Below are 18,569 nucleotides of genomic sequence, written 5' to 3' on the forward strand. Positions count from 1 at the left end.
ATTGTGAGGTAAGTATGCGTGTTACTCGTGCCGGATTGTTCAGTGTACTGATAGGTTGGCTGGTATCAGCGCCTCTACAGGCTGATATGCAGCTCCAGACTGAAGAGTATCGACTCAAGATCGAGGTTGTAGCCGAAGGGTTGAGCCACCCTTGGTCGATTGCATTTTTACCCTCCGGCGAGCAGCTAGTGACCGAACGGGATGGTCGGTTACGGTTGATCCAGAAGGATCAGTTGCATCCCGATCCTATTGCCGGTGTACCAGAGGTTGCTGCGACAGGACAGGGTGGCCTGCTGGATGTGGTGCTGCATCCAGACTTTGAAAATAACCAACTTATCTACCTGTCATATGCTGATGCCACGGACGCGGGCCTGACGACACGCGTTATGCGAGCACGTTTTCAAGATCATGCACTGCATGATGCCGAAATGATTTTTGAGGCTCTGCCGCGCTCCTCGGGTGGTCGACACTTTGGCGGTCGCATGGTGTTTGATCAGGCCGGTTTCCTGTATCTGTCGATTGGTGATCGTGGCGAGATGGAGCGTGCACAGCAGGGGGATGATCATGCTGGCAGTATTGTGCGTTTGCATGATGATGGCTCCGTGCCAGCAGATAATCCTTTTGTTGGTGATGCAGCTGTGCGTGATGAAATTTATACACTCGGTAACCGTAATCCACAGGGCATGACTTTACATCCACAAACGGGCGATATCTGGTCCAGTGAGCATGGCGCTCGTGGGGGCGATGAGATTAACCGGATCATGGCCGGACTGAATTATGGCTGGCCGGAAGTGACGCATGGGGTGAATTATATAGGTACAAAAATTACTGAGCACTCAGAGCTTCCGGGAATGGAATCTCCTTTGTTGCACTGGACACCATCAATCGCTCCAAGTGGGATCACGTTTTATACTGGCGACGACTTCCCGGCCTGGCAGGGGCAGCTACTCAATGGGGCGCTGAAAGATCGGCTGATTTCGCGTGTGTCTGTCAGCTATGCGCAGGGCGAGTACCACTTGCAGGAAGAAGAGCGTTTTTTGCAGGGTTTTGGCCAGCGCATACGAGACATACGTCAGTCGCCCGACGGCATCTTGTGGTTACTCACCGATGAAACCCGAGGCCAGGTGGTCCGCTTACGACCAGCCAACGAATAAGCCTAATAAACCTAACGAAAGGTTTCCGTAGATGGCATCAATTAATCCGCCTAGCCGAAACGCCTATTGTATCGCGCTGCAACCCATCTGTGACACACAGCTACACCATGTAGCCGATGAATTGCTTTATCGTGCCAGTTCTGGAGCTCAATCGGCTGTCATCGATGATCCAGTGATGGCGACAGCGCGGGTCTGTAATGCAGCCACCTAAAGCTGGAGAACTTGATCAATATAAAGCGAAAGGAATCCAATTGTTAGCGGAAAAAGTGGAAGGTTACGGGAGTTTTGAAGCCTGGGTCTAGATGAGATCTGCCAGCAGATACCATTGAGCTCCCCAGTCAAAGCCGTATTGACTGAGCAAAGTGGTCAGTTAGGAAAAATTCTGAAACTGGTTATTGCGTTTGAAAAAGCTAACCTGAGAACCCTGAATGATCAGACGATTATTAAATTGAATCGCTATTATCTTGATAGCCGCAGTTGGGCTAGTATCACCCTAGTTGGGCTGGCTCAAGAATAAACAGTCTCAAAAGGGTAGTTGGTTGATGAAGGCCAATGCCATCCCCAATGGCAGGTGTTGATTGAGACTGTCTAATTGTCTATCAAATATAGAGATACAGCGTATGTTTTCTGGACCTGAAAATATCTATCAATGGCTAACGGCTGTGTTGCTGCCCTTAGCTTTGTCAGTATTGTTACTGTTATTTGCAGAATTTCATCATCACATCACACTGCTGTTACTGTTGTCGTGTGTGTTATTGGTTGCGGTAAAATATGGACAGTTGCTGGGTGTTGTAACGGCAACGGTCAGTCTTATCTGTTTCAATTATCTCTTTACAGCCCCTCAGTTTACCTTGTTAATGGATCATGGCGAGGATGTTCTGTCGGCGGCTGTTTTTTTCCTGGTGGCTATTATGATTGGCCACCAAACTCAGCAACTTCGAAAGCGTACTGAGGACGAAGCGGAAATCCAGAAAGCTCTTCAGCTTACGCAGATTGAAAAAGAGCGCGAAGTATTGCGGACCTCATTGATGAGCTCTCTGTCCCATGATTTGAAAACACCTTTAGTCACGATGATTGGTGCAACCTCCTCTTTGATCGAATTGAAAGAGAGTTTGACGGAGGCTGACAAACAGGCATTACTGGAATCGGTCATGTCTGAAGCACAACGTCTGGAGCGCTATATACAGAACCTGCTTGATATGACGCGACTGGGTTATGGTGATTTATCCATAGATCGCCAGAAAATATCAATTGAAGAAGTGCTGCATGTGCTTCGAACGCGTGTGGTGAAAACCTTTGCCGATGCGCAATTGATAGTGCGCTGTCCATTACAACTGCCTGAGATTGAAGTGCATCCCGCACTGATCGAGCAAGCACTCTATAATTTGACCGAAAATGCCGTTAAGTTTTCTCCACCAGGGGGCGAAGTGATAATCACCTGCCACACCGAGGAGCCGTGGTTGGTGATTGATATAGTAGATAAGGGTCCTGGTATTGCTGAAGAGTTGCGTGATAACGCATTTGATTTTTTTGATACGTTGGGACGAGGCGATCAGCATCAAGCCGGTGAAGGACTGGGCTTGGCAATAGCCAAGGGTATGATTGGTGCGCATGGTGGAAAATTGTTGATATTAGATCCATTAAATATGGAGTCAGGAACTTGCATGCGGGTGATGCTGCCATTGAGTGAGTCAAGCGAACATGTCTAAAATATTAATCGTGGATGACGAAGCACAGATTATAAAATTTTTAAGTATCAGCTTGAGATCGCAAGGGTATGACTTGATCGTGGCAAAAACAGGTAAAGAGGCTGTTGCTCAAGTTGCGTTGGGGTCTCCTGATCTGGTGATTCTGGATTTGGGTTTGCCGGATTTGGATGGTCAGAATGTATTGCTTGCCATTCGCGAATTCAGCCAGGTCCCGGTCATTATTCTGTCTGTCAGAAATCATGAATCTGATAAAGTCAGAGCACTGGATAACGGTGCTAATGATTACGTGGTGAAACCTTTTGGTGTGCAAGAGTTGTTGGCGCGAATCAGGATTCAGTTACGCTTGCGACCCGAAGTGCTGACTGACTACAGTCACCGTGGACTGAGTGTTGATTATCTATCCCGCAGTGTGACATATCAGGGGCGTGAGATACGTTTATCCAGGAAGGAATACGCCCTGTTGTGCCAGTTGACTGAAAATGCAGGTAAGGTCATCACTCAAACACAGTTAATGCAGCGTATATGGGGGCAAAGTCATCTGCAAGATACGCATTACCTGAGAATACTGATTGCGCGTCTTCGAGCAAGGCTGGGTGAAGATGCCAATCAACCCAGCCTGATTGAAACCCTACCTGGAGTCGGGTATCGCTTGATTGTTGAGGATTAACCCAATGCAACACGACCCCCTGCATAGCGAACAGGTTTCTCCGGTCGATTGGCCAGGGCGGTGAAAAGCATCACCGGAGATATTTTTCCGATCAACATAACAACGATGATTAAAAGCTTCGAGTAGGGATTCATCTCACCAGTCAGCCCCAATGACAGGCCAACGGTGCCCAAGGCTGAAACAGCCTCAAAAATAACCATCAAAGGCTCCTGTTCAGGTTCAAATACCAACAACAGAAGGCAGATTACCGTCAGTAAGGTCAGGGTCAGAATAAGGATTCCTGATGCGCGAAGCAGGTGCTCGACATCCAGAGTACGTCCCATCAGTCGCGTAGATTCCCGGCCTTGCAGTACTGCAAACAGTCCGGTTAGCAACAGGATGAAGGTGGTCAGCCGAATGCCGCCAGCGGTGGAGCCTGGCCCGGCACCTATGACCATGTTAATCATCATGAACACATGACTGGCATGGCTCATTTCATTCAGATCTATGGAGTTGAATCCTGCGGTGCGTGTAGTAGCGGTTTGAAAAAAAGCGGCCGTTAACCGATCAAAGCCGGTACCCAGACTCGATGTGTTCTGTTCAAACACCAATAGGGCGGCAGAACCTAATGTTAACAGCACCAGTGTGCCATAAATCATCAGACGGCTATGAATGCTCAAGCGCTTTTTAGGTGTGAAAATTTCATAAATTACAATAAAACCTATACCACCAATGATAAAGGCCATTGCATGAATCCAGATGACTAGATTGCCTCCAGCAACACCCACAAGCGAATTGGAAAACAGCGCAAAACCGGCGTTATTAAATGCTGATACGGCATGGAATAGTGAATGACCTATGCCTTTCACCCAACCGAACTCAGGAATCCAAAAAAGTGCCAGCAACACGCTGGTTAATAAAACTGTGACCAAGCTGAACAGAATCACAAAGCGAACCAGGGCAAACAGGGAAACACCTTCGCTTATCTGTGATGATACACCCATCGTGGACTGTTGCCGTAACGAGACAAAATGGCTTCTACCCAGTAACAGCAAGGTTCCTGTCAGCATATATCCTATACCGCCAGCCTGGATGAGTAAGGCAATCACTAACTGGCCTAATGGACTGAAGTCTGATCCTGTATCAAGCGTAACCAATCCAGTCACAGTGATTGCCGAAGCGGCGGTAAAAAGCAGATCAATAAGATCAGCATTATGAGTCTGACTCAATGGCAGCCATAGCAGCAAGGTACCGATCAAGGAGCCGCCAACAAAAAATACCAGCAGCGTTCCGCCAGCCGATCCCCAGAAGCGATGGCGGCTGACTACAGTAGAGATGGCCATGTAAATCCCTCACGCGTGCGGCTCATGACTAGCACCTTGTCACCAGGGTGAAAGCGGTTGGGCATCTCACGTGGCAATTCGAATTGTGACTGCTTTTTTAGTTTAAGCGCGAGTAGTGTCAGATCTTGCGATTTTAATGTGGATAGAAAAGAACGTTGCTCAACGATATTCATGATTTTTATTTCTGCAACGTACTGATTATCGGTGAGCGGCATCTGCTGCAGTATGTCAGGATGCCTCAGAGACCTGCCTGCCCGGCGTCCCATCTCCTCCTCAGGACTGATCACCTTTTGCACACCCATCCGGGATACCAGCGCCGCGTGATAGCGGTCTTGCACCTTGCACCAGAGATTCTGTACACCGGCCTCCTGCAGGTGAATGACGGCCATCATGCTATTTTTGATATCACTGCCGATGGCAACAATAACAGTGGAAAACTGTTGCCAGTCGACCGCAGCAATAGCTTTAGGGTTGGTGCAATCTGCTATCATGGCTTCACTGACTTGGTCAGCAATATCGTTTACCAGTGATTCATGGCGATCAATAGCCAAGACTTCAATACCATTTTTCTGGGCTTCGATAGCTAATGAGTGACCAAAACGACCGAGCCCTATAACCGCTATGCGATTGCGTTTCATGTCTTTAGACCTTTATTGATAGACTAAAAATAGTTTATGCAATAACGTTGCTAAAAGTCTGTTTCAAAACAACATGAAGGTGTAACAAACGCGTAAAATAATGTGTTGATACGCTGCAGGAATCTTTTATTACCATGCTTTGGATACCCTTTACACTCTTTGCGGCCTTTATGCAGGCTTGGCGCAATGCGTTTCAGAAACATTTAAGCCAGGAAGTTAGCAGTGTCGGAGTGACACTGGCGCGCTTTATTTATGCAGGGCCATTGGCCGCTGTCTATTTGCTGCTGCTTTACCATTGGGGTGAGGCCGAGTTACCTGTGTTTAATCAGCACTACTGGCTATTGATTTTGCTGGCGTCGCTGGCACAGATTGCCGCCACTGTATTGATGGTGATGCTGTTTCGATTGCGTAATTATGCCATAGGGGTAGGGCTAGCAAAAAGTGAGGCCGTGATTGCCGCCGTACTGGGCGCGCTGTTTTTCAGTGCATTACTAACGCCGCTGGCCTGGCTGGGGGTACTGATTGGAGGATTAGCTATCTGGTTGATGGCGAATCCCGCCAGTCTTAAAGCGGTTTCGTTACCAACGCTGCTAACCGGATTGGGTAGCGGCCTGTGTTTTGCGTTGACGACGCTTCTGGTACGCGAGGCAAGTTTGATGCTGGGCCTGCCATTTCTACACAGTGCCGCCTGGGTGCTTTTGTGCGTGATCCTGGCACAGACAATTATGTTGCTGTGTTGGGTCGTTATTCGTGAACCCACTACCTTATCAGCCTTATGGCAGCGCCCTCGGCTGACTGGTGCGATCAGCCTGTGCAGTTTCTTCGGTTCACTAGGCTGGTTTACCGCAATGAGCCTGGAAACCGTTGCACTGGTCAAAACCCTGGGGCAAATCGAAATCCTGTTTACCCTGATCATTTCTGCCCGCTGGTTCCGTGAGTCCCTGAGCCGTCGGGATCTGATCGGCCTGTTCCTAATTGTAATAGGCGCCCTCTGCGTCATCATCGCCTAAAAGGGCTCAGTATGAACCTCCCCTAGTTTAACAGATGCTTTTAATCAGCCTCTTAATTTACTCGTCCGTTTTATTAGGTGAAGCTCAGTATGAACCTCCCCTAGTTTACGGACACGTTTAATCAGCCATCTAATTAACCCGTCCGTTTTATTTGGGGAAGCTCAGTACCCTTTTAGGCTTTTTTAACCGCACTCGGCAAAGCCAAAGATAAAAAAGGGTACTGACCCCTTTTCTGTTTTAGGGACAAGGGTTGGGGTGTTGGGTATGGATGTGCTCGATGGCGTTGAGGAGTTCGTCACTTAGCTGGATTTCACTGGAGTCGATGTTTTCCTGCAACTGCTCAAGTGATGTAGCACCGATGATGTTACTGGTGACAAACGGCTGGTGAGTGACAAAGGCCAGCGCCATCTGGGTTGGATTGAGGTTGTGTTGGTGTGCCAGCTCAACATACGCCGCAGTGACTTTATCAGCCAGGGGAGAGGTGTAACGTTGGAAGCGTTCGTAGAGTGTCAGGCGTGCGCCAGTAGGACGTTGTCCACCCAGATATTTGCCGCTTAGCACGCCAAAGGCCAGCGGAGAGTAAGCCAACAAGCCGACCTGTTCACGGATGGACATTTCTGCCAGTCCTACTTCATAGGTTCTGTTCAGCAGGTTGTAAGGGTTCTGCACCGAAACCACTCTAGGCAGGTCATGTACCTCGCTGAGTCGCAAGTATTCGTGTAATCCCCATGGCGTTTCATTAGAAATGCCGATGTGACGTACCTTGCCACTGCTGACCAGTGCTTCGCAAGCCCGAAGAGTCTCTTCTATAGGTACGGCCTGTTCATCCTGTTCATGGCGGTAACCCAGTTTACCGAAAAAGTTAGTTTGTCGCTCTGGCCAGTGGATTTGATACAGATCGATATAGTCTGTTTGTAGACGCTTCAAGCTGGACTCGGCAGCGGCCATGATTTGCTCACGGTTGAGTCGAGTACCGTTGCGCAGGTAGTGAAAGCTTTCACCTGGGCCAGTGATTTTGGTGGCAATGATCACACGATCCCGTTGCTGTTTGCTTGCCAGCCAGGAACCGATGTAGGCTTCAGTGCGACCCTGCGTATCCGCCTTGGGTGGCACTGGATACATTTCTGCAGCATCCAGGCAATTGATTCCCGCATCCAATGCCATATCTATCTGGGCATGTGCTTCCTGCTCGCTGTTTTGCTCGCCCCAGGTCATGGTTCCCAGTGTCAGTGCCGAAAGGGACAGGTCGGTTTTTCCAAGCGGTCTATATTGCATAACACCTTCTTATATCTGGTTAAATTGTTGCATTAAAGTATAGTTTATTTTACTCATTTGCAGTTTTGGCATAGATTAATGAGGAAACCGCTGTTCATTTTTGTTGTCATTAACACAGCGATCAGCTGATCTTGAATCTAAATTAGTACGTTAATATACAAATATTTTATGACCAGGAGTCAGACGTTATGTTCAATGCAACCAAGTTTCTTGAGCAGTTTATGGGAAATTCAGCTTCTGACAGCAGTCAGCAAGAGAAAGCATCTAGTGGAATGAATATACCCGGTGGAAATTTTACCGGTGGAGCTGTAGCCGGTGGATTGATTGGGCTGCTGGTTGGCAATAAAAAAGCCCGGAAAATGGCAGGTGGATTGGTGGGCTATGGTGGCGCTGCGGCAGCGGGTGCTTTGGCTTTCAAGGCCTATCAAAATTGGCAGGAGGGTAAGCAGGTAGCTACAGCACCGGTCGCTACTCAAAATGATCTGAAGCAGGTTGATCCTCGCTTTCTGCCGCCGGTGGATCAGAACACCGCCAACAATTTTGCATTAACATTGATTACAGCCATGATTGCGGCAGCAAATGCCGATGGTCATATTGATGCGGGTGAGCAGAGCGTAATTTTTGATCATGTTGAAAAGCTATCACTGGATTCAGAAAGCAAGGCATTGGTGTTCGATACCCTGAGACGTCCCCCTAGTCTGGAGGAACTGGCATCCAGTGTTCAAGGGGTGGAGCAGGCATCAGAAGTCTACTTGGTTTCACGCCTGGTCGCTGATGGTGATCATCCTGCTGAAAGGGCTTATCTGCAAGCCCTGGCTCATCGATTGAATCTTCCTGCTGATTTGGTTGCGCATCTTGATCACCAGGTTACGGGGGAGTGAATACAATCAACATACACATCCCAACTAACTAATACAGTATCCGTTGCTGCCTACCATGCTGACACTACCCGTTAAGGCGTTGATACTTGCCAATCTGATTCCACTCTTCGGAGTGTTATTTTTTGATTGGGATGCCGGGGCACTGCTATTGCTATATTGGCTGGAGAATCTGGTGATTGGTGGCTATACCTTGGTTCGCATGTTGCATAATGGTGGCCCCAAGGCAATTTTTATTAGCCTGTTTTTTTTATTTCACTATGGCATGTTCTGTGCCGGGCATGGCACGTTCGTGCTGATGTTATCAAATGGTGGGCTGGAGGAGATGGAATCATTTTCAGGCTTTGGCCAAGAGGATTCTTTGGCGTTGTTTCTGCCACTGGTGATGATTCAGGGGGTGTTGAGTATGATTGCTGAACGCTATCCAGGCTTGCTTTTTCTACCACTGCTATCTTTTATTATCAGCCACGGCATTTCTACTGTTACGCATCACTTTATCGGTAAAGAAGATGCTGGACGCAAAGTGGCTTCGATCATGTTTGACCCCTATGGCCGCATCGTTATCCTGCATGTTGCCATCCTTGCCGGTGGTTTTTTCGTTTTCGTCGGTGATCTGGCTTCTGCAGTTCCTGCATTAATATTACTGGTTGTAATGAAAACAGCTCTTGATCTGTTTGAACATCAGCGCAGCCATCGCAAACGACAAAAAACGGCGAGGGGAGACGTCCCATCGCCATAACCGGCTGGTGATCTTATACAGTCAAATGTAAGCGTACATCCAGGTTGTTGCGGGTAGCATTTGAGTAAGGGCAGACCAAATGTGCTGCATCAATTAGCGCTTGAGCGGTAGTTTGGTCCATACCGGGAAGCGTCACGAACAGGTCCACATCCAGCCCAAATCCTCCGTCAATTTTTCCAATACCGACTTCTGCTCTAAGGCTCAGGTCATCAGGTAGTGGAAGTTTTTTCTGTTGAGCAACGAATTTCATCGCCCCAATAAAGCAAGCCGCATAACCGGCAGCAAATAACTGCTCTGGATTAGTAGCGTCACCCTGACCCCCTAAGGCTTTAGGAGCGGCCAGTTTCACCTGTAATAGACCGTCATCGGAAATTGCTTGTCCATCGCGTCCGCCGGTTGCTGTAACGCTGGCTGTGTAGAGAAGATTCATGGGTCTTTCCTTTAGTTGATTAAGAGAGGTCAATGTTACCTTTAATAAGTATTGTATGCAAGATACTTTCGTGAACTAATTTATGTGTGTAAGCTTTTTTGGTACAGTGAGTGACTTAATCAAAGTTTCATGACAGGTAAACCAATGGAAAAAACGCAGCCGCTTGATCAGCAGGTTTGTTTTGCACTCTATAGTGCCAACAATGCACTGATGCGCTTGTATCGGCCGCTGTTGCAGCCTTTTGATCTTACCTATCCTCAGTATGTAATTCTGTTGGCCTTATGGCAGGAGGATGGTGTGACATTAGGGCAGTTGGGTGGCAAGACGCTGTTTGATTCAGGAACGCTGACACCTTTGGTGAAAAAGCTGGAACAGAAAGCCTGGTTGCAGCGTGAGCCTGATCCTTCTGATGAGCGTGTTAAACGGGTGGTACTGACAGCAAAAGGAAAAAAACTGGAAAGCGAGGTAGCCGGGGTGATGCAGGCATTACGCTGCCAGGTTGATGTTGCGGATGAGACATTTATTGCCTTGCGTGAGCAAGCATGGGAACTGCAAAAAAAGATCCGTGAAGCGGAACAATTAAACAAGGCATAACCCTGAAATAGCTGTGAACTCTGTACCCGCTAACTGGATACTGTGTTAATATTAGTTATTTCTAATTAACAGGGGTGTTCAGATGGAGAAGCCGAGTTTTCTTCAGCATTTTCCGGTTACGTTATTCGCAATGATCATGGGATTGGGTGGGTTAACCCTGAGTTGGCATAGAGCTCATGTATTTCTGCATATGCCTGTCTGGATTAGCCAGGTACTGTTACTGGTCTCGGTGGCGTTGTTTTTGGTTATTAGCGCTTTCTATCTGACCAAGATACTTCGCTTCCCTGAAGCGGTTAAGGTTGAAATCAGTCATCCAATTAAAATCAGTTTCTTCCCGACCTTTTCCATCAGCCTGATTCTGCTGGCGACAGCTTTGTTGCCTGTTTCAACGGGCCTATCAAAAGTGGTTTGGTTACTGGGTGCGAGCTTGCACTTGCTGTTTAGCCTGTATGTCATTACCCAGTGGATGCACCAGACACGTTTCACCATTCAGCACAGTACCCCGGCGTGGTTTATTCCGGTGGTGGGGAATATCCTGGTACCGATTGCCGGAGTGCAGCACGGTTACGTCGAAGCGAGTTGGTTTTTCTTTGCCATCGGGCTGGTTTATTGGATTGTGCTTAAGGTATTAATATTCAACCGAATCATTTTCCATGACCCGATTCCCGAAAAGCTGTTACCCACACTGTTTATTTTGATTGCGCCTCCTGCCGTGGGATTTATCGCCTATATGCAGTTGCAGGGAGGAGTGCTGGATGGTTTTGCGCGAATTCTCTACTTCAGTGCGTTGTTTCTAGTGTTGTTGCTGTTAGTCCAAGTGCGCTATTTTACCAAGATCCCATTTTTCCTGTCCTGGTGGGCTTACTCTTTTCCCTTGGCGGCGTTCTCTATTGCCACGCAAATTATGCTTGAGAAACAAGGCGGATGGTTCTTTCTGGTGCTATCTTACCTGTCGCTGGGATTCGTGACCTTGTTAATTGGCCTGTTACTGCTCAGAACCCTGCAAGGCGTTATTAGTGGGAAATTGTTTCAGCCTGAAGGCTGAAGACGGGTTGAAAAAGACAAAAAAAACGCCGCATCCTAAGATGCGGCGGTCTCGCAGTGCCCCTCGAGTGCGAAAAAAGGCGATTTGCTTAGCCGGTTGGTTCGGCAAATCTTACTTATACTAAAGCACAAGACGTGCCACTTTTTTTAATTTGTTTTAAAACAATAGCATATGGTTATTTAAAGGCTGTTTTGAAAAAATCTTAGTGAGTTTTATGCTCATTGATGGTGCAGAATTCAGTGAATATGCTTTGTTATGGTTCAAGGTTGTGGCATAGCCCCGAGCTTCGCTGTCGGGCTATAATGACGTTTTTATTTAACCAGCTACAGAGACCGCATTCTATGACAGTTCGTACCCGGGTCGCGCCATCACCTACGGGTGATCCTCACGTCGGAACCGCTTATATCGCTTTGTTTAACCTGGCTTTTGCACGTCAGCATGGCGGACAGTTTATCTTGCGTATTGAAGATACGGATCAGACCCGCAGTACGGCTGAATCGGAACAGGCTATTCTCGACTCACTGCGCTGGCTGGGCTTGGAATGGGATGAGGGTCCGGATGTTGGTGGTCCACATGGTCCTTATCGTCAAAGCGAGCGCAAACACATCTATAAAGACTACGCCATGCGTCTGGTGGAAAAGGGGCATGCGTTTCTGTGTTTCCGTACCCCTGACGAGCTGAATGAGTTGCGTGAGTCACGCCGTGCCAGTGGTCAGCACACCGCCTTGAAACAGGGTGATCTGGAGCTACCCGCTGAAGAAGCGGAAAGACGCCGTGCGGCCGGTATGCCGTTTGTGGTCAGAATGCGGGTGCCAGAGACAGGTATTTGTGTTATCGATGATATGCTGCGTGGTCCGATGGAGCTGGACTGGGGGCAGGTGGATGCCCAGATTCTACTAAAATCAGATGGCATGCCAACCTACCATTTGGCCAACATCGTTGATGATCATCTGATGGAGATTACCCATGTCATTCGTGGTGAGGAGTGGATCAACTCAGCACCTAAGCACAAGCTGCTGTATCAGTACTTTGGCTGGGAAATGCCTCAGCTGTGCCATATGCCCCTGCTGCGTAATCCTGACAAGTCCAAACTGTCCAAACGCAAGAATCCAACCAGTATTCTGTACTATCAGCGCATGGGTTATCTGCCTGAAGCTTTGTTGAACTATCTTGGTCGCATGGGTTGGTCCATGCCGGATGAACGGGAAAAATTCAACCGTGAAGAAATGTTCAGTCATTTCGATCTGACACGTGTCTCACTGGGTGGTCCGGTGTTTGATCAGGAAAAACTCAGTTGGTTGAATGGCGTGTGGATTCGTGAAGAGCTGTCGGTCGATGCCTTTGCCACTGAATTTCAGAAATGGGCGCTGAACCCTGAGTATCTGATGCAGATCGTGCCACTGATCCAGCAGCGGGTGGAAAAATTCTCGGATGTTGCACCCCTGGCAGGCTTTTTCTTATCCGGGATGTTGCCGGTGGATGCTGGCAGCTTCGAGCACAAATCCCTGACACAAGAAGACTGCCGCCGCATTCTGCAGTTTGCCTCCTGGTATCTGGATAAGCAGAACGATTGGCATAAAGATGCGCTGTTTGCCGGGATGAAAAACCTGTCTGAAAACATGGGTTACAAAATTCGCGACTTCCTGTTTCCGCTGTTCGTTGCTATATCCGGCACCGCGCAGAGTGTGTCTGTGATTGATTCCATGCAGATTCTTGGACCCGATATGAGCCGTGCCCGCGTTCGCTTTGCATTGGATCAGTTGGGTAGCCCATCCAAGAAAGAAGCCAAGCGCTGGGAAAAGGAGTTTGCAGCCCTGGAAAACAATAATTCAGGCTCGGCTGAGTGACCTAAGCGGGTAGAATACTCTAAGCAGATGAAAATTCTGCAAAAGCCTGTTGACATAGGACGGCGGCAATCTTATGATACGCCCCGTCCTACCGACATGGGGTCTTAGCTCAGCTGGGAGAGCGCGACGCTGGCAGCGTCGAGGTCAGGGGTTCGATCCCCCTAGACTCCACCATACATTTTTATTAAAGCCTTCATTTTGAAGGTTTTTTTATGCCTGAAAATCAGGCTTATCTAAACGTGTCGAAGAATCGACGACTCTCGACAATGGACCGTACTTTATAGCGTCCTGCAAATGATCAGGCGACAGGTGAGCATAGCGCATAGTCATGTTCACTGAAGAGTGGCCGAGTATCTTCTGAAGGGTCAAAATATTACCGCCATTCATCATAAAATGACTAGCAAACGTATGTCGAAGAACATGCGAAGCCTGGCCCTTTGGTAACTGAATGTTAGTGGCAGCCATAGCACGGCGAAAACTGGTGATAGAGCAGCTAAAAAAACCAAAACGTTTCCAGTGTTCATGAATTTGCAAAAAAAGACTTTTATCAATGGGCACAGTGCGAAGCTTACCGGATTTGGTTTGACTGTAAGTGATAGAAGCGTTTCGTAATGCAGTAGGGCGGAGATTAACAGCCTCAGACCATCTTGCTCCAGTTGCCAGGCAGATAAAGACAATCATAAGCATATGAGAATTAGAACTGTAGTGACGATTGCGAATTGCATCCAGCAGCTCAGTTATTTGATCAAGTGTTAAATACGATAGTTCCTGTTGTTGTAAGCGTAGCGGTTTGACAGAGGACAGCGGAGTTTGGAATTTTATCTTGCCCAGGGCGTGCAGCTCATTGAACACAGAATTGATATAACCCAATTCATTATTCAGTGTTTTTGGAGAGATACCGGACTCAAGGCGCTGTTTGCGGTAACGGTTAAAGTCAGTAGGATCAAAAGTTGAGGCAACCGGATCTGACAGTGCAGCCGCTAAGTAATTCAGTTTTCGAAGACGTGCAGCAGCATCACGTAGCGTATGACCGTGAACATCAAACCATAGTTGAATTAGGTCAGTAAAAGTCTGTCGGTCCTTTGGGCGAGGATTCCAGTCACTATCGGTAATAAGACGGGTTCTACACAACGACTCAAAACGTAGAGCTTCAGCTTTAGTTTTAAAGGTTTTACGAAAACGTTTGCCCTTGATAGGTTCTATATCAGCTAACCATCGGCCATTAGGTTTCTGAGTTATCATCAGACAGCAACGCCCCATCTGATAGTTCGTTCAGTCAGTTTATCCCTGATCCAGTTGTAGATATCGCGCTCATTTTTACCTTTAGACTCGAAGTGATCCTTGATCACTGTCCAACACTCCCATTCCTGGAGGCGTTGAAAAGCCTTTTTTGCGCCTACACCCTCACGGGCCAGCAAGCTGATCATGTTACCCATGAACAACTCGACATTTTTACCGGAAAAGCCCGAAGCGGTTTTATAATTGCGTTTATATTCAAAATAATCAGGCGTTAAGTCAGGGGGAATAGTCACGTTGATATCCTGACGGAGAAACGTCCAGAGGGCGTTATAGCTGGTCTGTGAGTCAAGGAGCTTGAAATTAGTCAGGCCATAACGCCATATAGCGGTTAAATGAGGAACAAGGTCAGCAAAGGTATGAGTATCAATAACCTCACCTGTGTTGATGTTTACAGAGCCCTGGGCAAACTGTTCAATGACAGAGTGATGAAAGCGCAGTTCAATACGTAAAACCGGTTGTTCAGGATCGTAGTTAAGCGGATCAGCATCATCAAACGGATTATCATGTGAGCGCCAGATGTTCTGCCAGTAGTCCAGTTTATCAATGGCTTTTGCCTGAGCAGTTTTGTTGTAAATTGCGAGCTGTAGACCGGAAGCAGCACCCCATAGAAATGACTGACCACGACCGTAAACAGCCGCTTTATCATCAAATTCAATGCGCTCAACAGTGGAAAATTCACGTTGTGCCTTTGAACGGCATTGCATACGCGAAACTAGATCCCTGGGTAAACTGTACCCCTGTATATCAACAGCAATATGCACAGCACATTGGTTCGGTGTGCATTCGTCAAGCACTTGATTTGCAAACAAATCTAGGAGCTTTTGCAGATCCTCAGGGCTTTGACTCTGTATCAAGTGGGGAGAGACTTCGATTTTTAGATGGGGCCCAACAACATCAGGTTTTGCATTGAAATTTTTCAGGAGCAAGATCAAACCGAGGTCCAGATTTTGAAGCTTGTATTGGTATCCGGAATCTCGACCGACACGACCGGCATACCAAACCTTTCCAAAAAGCGAAACATGGCCAACAGTGTCAGCTAGCGTGTCCAGGAGACCTGGTCGGAGCTTGCCACGGTAAAGCTGCCTGACAGTATCAACACCAGTGTGCAGTATACGGACCTTGGTCAGATCCGAAATAGCCGCTGTTTTTTGACAAACAAACAAGCGACCCCGGCTATCTTCTTTACCATCAAAATTGACTCTGAGTTGATCAAGTGCGGTTGCCATAACGAGTACCTAACAGTTGTCTAACGGAACGTTTCTCTACAAGTTTAAAGACGTGCTACAGGGACGTCTGAAATCAAAATTACATTGCGCGCCTTTCGCTGCTCCTCCGATCGCTGCTAACGGCGCGCAATGTAAACACACGTAACGGGCATTTTTTGATTGCTATAGTGAATATCGGCAGAACAACTGCCGTTAGATGTGACTTTGTAGCCGATATCGAGTAAATCTTGGCTCGTGTACACCTTGGTTTGATCGGGAAAAACAAAATGAAATGCATAATGCCGGCTTTTCTCGGTTTGGATATCACCAGCGATGTAAACGACAGAGCCCTGCAAGGGGCCCATTGTTATGTTACCAGCCTGATTACTTGGGATATCGTCCACATTATCAGCAAGAGAATTGAAAGCCTCAGCAAGACTTTGATAGCTATCCATCTCACCAGGCGAATTAGTTGCTTGATCGGCAGGAACAGAAGTATCGCTAATTTCAGCATCAAGGTTTTCAATTTTTGATAAATCGGCTTTTTCGAATAGCAATTGGTATCCTCCGTTACCAATAGCGAAGGAAAAAGCGCCGAGGGCAACCACCATCGGGAATAAGACACGAGGCGATTTAAAAAGGTTGAAACCATTAAGCGTATTTTTTGCTTTTCCGGTTTTTGTTGGGTCGTAGAGTCTGAAACAAGTATTGGTAACCCGTTTATCGACGATATTGTCAAAGTCGGTTGCGCTTTGTCCGTTTTTTTGAGCATCATGATAGCCCTCTTTATAACCTTTAAATAATGGACCGAGAACAGCCTTGTTTTTGTGCTTATAAGCGCCCTCGGTTGTTTGACGAATATCATCACGTATAGATTTAATATTCGGAGCCGTTAAAACAATATCCCAGTTAAAATGTCTATGCATTTCCCAAGCTTCAACCCAATTGGAAGGGCGGCCAACATCAGATGCAGCGTCGACACCACCTGGATAGTTCAGTTTTTCAGTATCGGTTTTAGTCCAAATTTTAGGAAACATAACGCCAGCTTCATCAAAAAGAAGCAAGGCACCGAGGGGAACCCAATGGAACCATGTAGCAATCTTCCAACGACCTTCGGAGGTATCAGTGTCTATATAAATAACATCCAAATCTTCAGAAGCATCAGGCAAATTAAGCAAAGTTCGGGAGCGTGAAACGCCGCGAATGTTAGTAACAACAGTGCGACCTTCTAAAGCTGCGGGTATGAAATAATCATTAATAACACCTGCAGTTTTAAAAGATCCATTAGCACCATGATGAATAGTAATCGACATAGTTAAACACCTGGAATGAATTTGAGAACAAATTTAGTGACATAGGCAGAAATAACAGTATTCAAAGCCTCAGGTATATTAAAAAATGTGAGATATCCAAGAACATCAGAGCCCAGAGACGAAAACGCAGAATTCAAGTGAGAGGATAAGTTCAGATCATTTAAAATAGATTGAGCAATACCCCATGCAAACGGGATCATGACATATAAAAACTGAAAATAACCTAAAACTGACTGCTTTATAAAATAGGCTGATAGTTCAGTAAAAAATCCATAAATACCACTGTTAAGCCATTCGTATACAGCATTAAAAAATTCAATCATGTATCACCTCATTATTTCAAAATAACTACTAAAGCGATAATTAACGCAATCAATAAAATAGCCTGAGCAATTTTACTCAGTGGATTTGCATAATCAGATAAACAAAATTGCTTTGACATACCATTAAAATTCACGAAAGCAACACATGACAAAGAAGAGCCATTAGCATCAAAATAAAATTGTTCTGATATTTCTGCTTTAATATCAGTTATAAGATCGGTTAGATTTTGCTTTGCTTCAGCTATTTCAGCATCATAGCCTTCCATATCAAAACTACCCCCTTCACCTTCAGGAGCCCATTCAATACATGAAGGAGCATCTGGATTTTCATCACAATATTCAGAACCTTCTCCATCATCTTCACCCAAACCATCACCAGAGCCGCTGGCCGTTGTACTACTGCCAGTTTGGTTACCATCAGAATCATATGTTTCGGTTTTTGTTACAGTCGTAGACGAGCTGACAGGATTTGAACTGGTTTCATGGACAGGACCAAGCGGTTTAGTAATATTTACAGTTGTAACAGGATTTGCGGTATAAGTTGTGTTTATTTCAGTTGTGACAGTTTTAGAGCCATCAGGTGCGGTTACAGTTGTTTCTATAGTAACTTCAGTATACGTAATACCATTCGAAAACTTGTGAGTTTTAGTTGTTGTTGTCTCTTCAGCAACATGACCAGAGCCACGATTTTCAGTTGTAGTAGTTGTTTTTGTGTCGACCTGAGTACCATCAGGAAGTGTTTCAGAATCTTGAAAAATATCTGTATTAGAAGTGGAAGGACGAACTCCAGCAGGTTCCAGAGGATCAGTTTCAGTTACATCATCAGGATTAATTTCAACATCACCGGATTGAGATAGATCACCAGTATATTGATAACCCTGTATTTGACGACATATAGAACCATCAGGGAACGTTTCATACGCATCCGATTTACATTCAACATCAACGTAATTGGGTGTAACAGAACAACCATTTAAAGATGCGCTAGTGCCAACAGCAGATGCTGCACTGATATAACCAGCAAAAGTACCGGAATCAGGGCAATGGTTAGGGACCTCAGGAGGAACGCAATAATCGGCAGTACAACCCGAAGGTATTAAAGTACGATCACCAGTAGAACC

20 protein-coding genes and 1 tRNA gene are annotated in these 18,569 nt (G+C 46.7%); 12 read left to right on the plus strand and 9 right to left on the minus strand.

The annotated features are described in order from the left end of the window. Nucleotides 1–14 precede the first annotated feature (14 nt). From ACN0R1_RS16485 to ACN0R1_RS16505, 5 genes are all read left to right on the plus strand, one after another. On the plus strand, nt 15–1,154 hold the full coding sequence (locus tag ACN0R1_RS16485; RefSeq protein ID WP_417584837.1) for a PQQ-dependent sugar dehydrogenase: 1,140 nt from the start codon (nt 15–17) through the stop codon (nt 1,152–1,154). A gap of 31 nt (nt 1,155–1,185) precedes the next feature. Next, nucleotides 1,186–1,365 carry a hypothetical protein gene (locus ACN0R1_RS16490; protein ID WP_417584839.1) on the plus strand — a complete coding sequence of 60 codons (180 nt, stop codon included), beginning with the start codon at nt 1,186–1,188 and terminating at the stop codon, nt 1,363–1,365. A 114-nt stretch (nt 1,366–1,479) separates the two neighbouring features. Continuing rightward, nucleotides 1,480–1,671: a hypothetical protein gene (locus ACN0R1_RS16495; protein WP_417584841.1), complete on the plus strand. Its 192-nt coding sequence runs from the start codon at nt 1,480–1,482 to the stop codon at nt 1,669–1,671. A gap of 103 nt (nt 1,672–1,774) precedes the next feature. Beyond that, nucleotides 1,775–2,863, plus strand: a complete 1,089-nt coding sequence (locus tag ACN0R1_RS16500) for a DUF4118 domain-containing protein (RefSeq protein ID WP_417584843.1) — start codon at nt 1,775–1,777, stop codon at nt 2,861–2,863. After that, nucleotides 2,856–3,530 (plus strand): response regulator, encoded by a 675-nt coding sequence (locus tag ACN0R1_RS16505; protein ID WP_417584845.1) that lies wholly within the window; start codon nt 2,856–2,858, stop codon nt 3,528–3,530. The genes ACN0R1_RS16500 and ACN0R1_RS16505 overlap by 8 nt, the downstream gene beginning before the upstream one ends. On the opposite strand, the gene ACN0R1_RS16510 is transcribed toward ACN0R1_RS16505, so the two are convergent. Next, a complete protein-coding gene (locus ACN0R1_RS16510; RefSeq protein ID WP_417584848.1) occupies nt 3,527–4,852 on the minus strand; it encodes a TrkH family potassium uptake protein in 1,326 nt (441 codons plus the stop codon). The two genes, ACN0R1_RS16505 and ACN0R1_RS16510, sit on opposite strands and share 4 nt — an antisense overlap. After that, nucleotides 4,834–5,490 carry a potassium channel family protein gene (locus tag ACN0R1_RS16515; RefSeq protein WP_417584850.1) on the minus strand — a complete coding sequence of 219 codons (657 nt, stop codon included), beginning with the start codon at nt 5,488–5,490 and terminating at the stop codon, nt 4,834–4,836. Before ACN0R1_RS16515 ends, ACN0R1_RS16510 begins: the two co-directional genes overlap by 19 nt. Nucleotides 5,491–5,624: 134 nt before the next feature. Between ACN0R1_RS16515 and ACN0R1_RS16520 the strand changes: the two genes are divergently transcribed. Further along, on the plus strand, nt 5,625–6,500 hold the full coding sequence (locus ACN0R1_RS16520) for an EamA family transporter (protein ID WP_417584852.1): 876 nt from the start codon (nt 5,625–5,627) through the stop codon (nt 6,498–6,500). Nucleotides 6,501–6,737: 237 nt separating this feature from the next. Here ACN0R1_RS16520 and ACN0R1_RS16525 read toward each other — a convergent pair whose 3' ends face one another. Beyond that, complete coding sequence (locus ACN0R1_RS16525; protein ID WP_417584854.1) at nt 6,738–7,775, minus strand: NADP(H)-dependent aldo-keto reductase; 1,038 nt, start codon at nt 7,773–7,775, stop codon at nt 6,738–6,740. Nucleotides 7,776–7,963: 188 nt separating this feature from the next. On the opposite strand from ACN0R1_RS16525, the gene ACN0R1_RS16530 reads away from it, so the two are divergent. Then, nucleotides 7,964–8,656, plus strand: a complete 693-nt coding sequence (locus ACN0R1_RS16530) for a tellurite resistance TerB family protein (protein ID WP_417584856.1) — start codon at nt 7,964–7,966, stop codon at nt 8,654–8,656. A gap of 55 nt (nt 8,657–8,711) precedes the next feature. Further along, nucleotides 8,712–9,392 (plus strand): DUF6498-containing protein, encoded by a 681-nt coding sequence (locus ACN0R1_RS16535; RefSeq protein WP_417584858.1) that lies wholly within the window; start codon nt 8,712–8,714, stop codon nt 9,390–9,392. 13 nt (nt 9,393–9,405) lie between these two features. On the opposite strand, the gene ACN0R1_RS16540 is transcribed toward ACN0R1_RS16535, so the two are convergent. Beyond that, on the minus strand, nt 9,406–9,822 hold the full coding sequence (locus ACN0R1_RS16540) for an organic hydroperoxide resistance protein (RefSeq protein ID WP_417584860.1): 417 nt from the start codon (nt 9,820–9,822) through the stop codon (nt 9,406–9,408). A 144-nt stretch (nt 9,823–9,966) separates the two neighbouring features. Between ACN0R1_RS16540 and ACN0R1_RS16545 the strand changes: the two genes are divergently transcribed. The 4 genes from ACN0R1_RS16545 to ACN0R1_RS16560 all read left to right on the plus strand — a co-directional run bounded on the left by ACN0R1_RS16545 (nt 9,967) and on the right by ACN0R1_RS16560 (nt 13,482). Next, nucleotides 9,967–10,416 (plus strand): MarR family winged helix-turn-helix transcriptional regulator, encoded by a 450-nt coding sequence (locus ACN0R1_RS16545; RefSeq protein ID WP_417584862.1) that lies wholly within the window; start codon nt 9,967–9,969, stop codon nt 10,414–10,416. Between the two features lie 82 nt (nt 10,417–10,498). Continuing rightward, entirely contained in the window at nt 10,499–11,461 is a 963-nt protein-coding gene (locus ACN0R1_RS16550) for an SLAC1 anion channel family protein (RefSeq protein ID WP_417584864.1), read from the plus strand. A 341-nt stretch (nt 11,462–11,802) separates the two neighbouring features. Next, nucleotides 11,803–13,308: a glutamate--tRNA ligase gene (gltX, locus tag ACN0R1_RS16555; RefSeq protein WP_417584866.1), complete on the plus strand. Its 1,506-nt coding sequence runs from the start codon at nt 11,803–11,805 to the stop codon at nt 13,306–13,308. A gap of 98 nt (nt 13,309–13,406) precedes the next feature. Then, nucleotides 13,407–13,482: transfer RNA gene (locus tag ACN0R1_RS16560), tRNA-Ala, on the plus strand. A 36-nt stretch (nt 13,483–13,518) separates the two neighbouring features. On the opposite strand, the gene ACN0R1_RS16565 is transcribed toward ACN0R1_RS16560, so the two are convergent. The 5 genes from ACN0R1_RS16565 to ACN0R1_RS16585 all read right to left on the minus strand — a co-directional run. Continuing rightward, nucleotides 13,519–14,550 carry a tyrosine-type recombinase/integrase gene (locus ACN0R1_RS16565; protein ID WP_417584868.1) on the minus strand — a complete coding sequence of 344 codons (1,032 nt, stop codon included), beginning with the start codon at nt 14,548–14,550 and terminating at the stop codon, nt 13,519–13,521. Next, the gene (locus ACN0R1_RS16570; RefSeq protein ID WP_417584870.1) at nt 14,550–15,833 is read right to left on the minus strand and encodes a hypothetical protein; all 1,284 of its coding nucleotides are present in this window, start codon (nt 15,831–15,833) and stop codon (nt 14,550–14,552) included. Before ACN0R1_RS16570 ends, ACN0R1_RS16565 begins: the two co-directional genes overlap by 1 nt. Before the next feature lie 116 nt (nt 15,834–15,949). Beyond that, a complete protein-coding gene (locus ACN0R1_RS16575; protein ID WP_417584872.1) occupies nt 15,950–17,125 on the minus strand; it encodes a zonular occludens toxin domain-containing protein in 1,176 nt (391 codons plus the stop codon). Between the two features lie 2 nt (nt 17,126–17,127). Next, nucleotides 17,128–17,448, minus strand: a complete 321-nt coding sequence (locus ACN0R1_RS16580) for a DUF2523 family protein (RefSeq protein WP_417584874.1) — start codon at nt 17,446–17,448, stop codon at nt 17,128–17,130. An 11-nt stretch (nt 17,449–17,459) separates the two neighbouring features. Further along, nucleotides 17,460–18,569 (minus strand): hypothetical protein (locus ACN0R1_RS16585; RefSeq protein ID WP_417584876.1); only part of this gene is annotated, 1,110 nt, incomplete at its 5' end.

Source organism: Nitrincola sp. (genome assembly GCF_048264025.1).
Classification (GTDB): Bacteria; Pseudomonadota; Gammaproteobacteria; order Pseudomonadales; family Balneatricaceae; genus Nitrincola.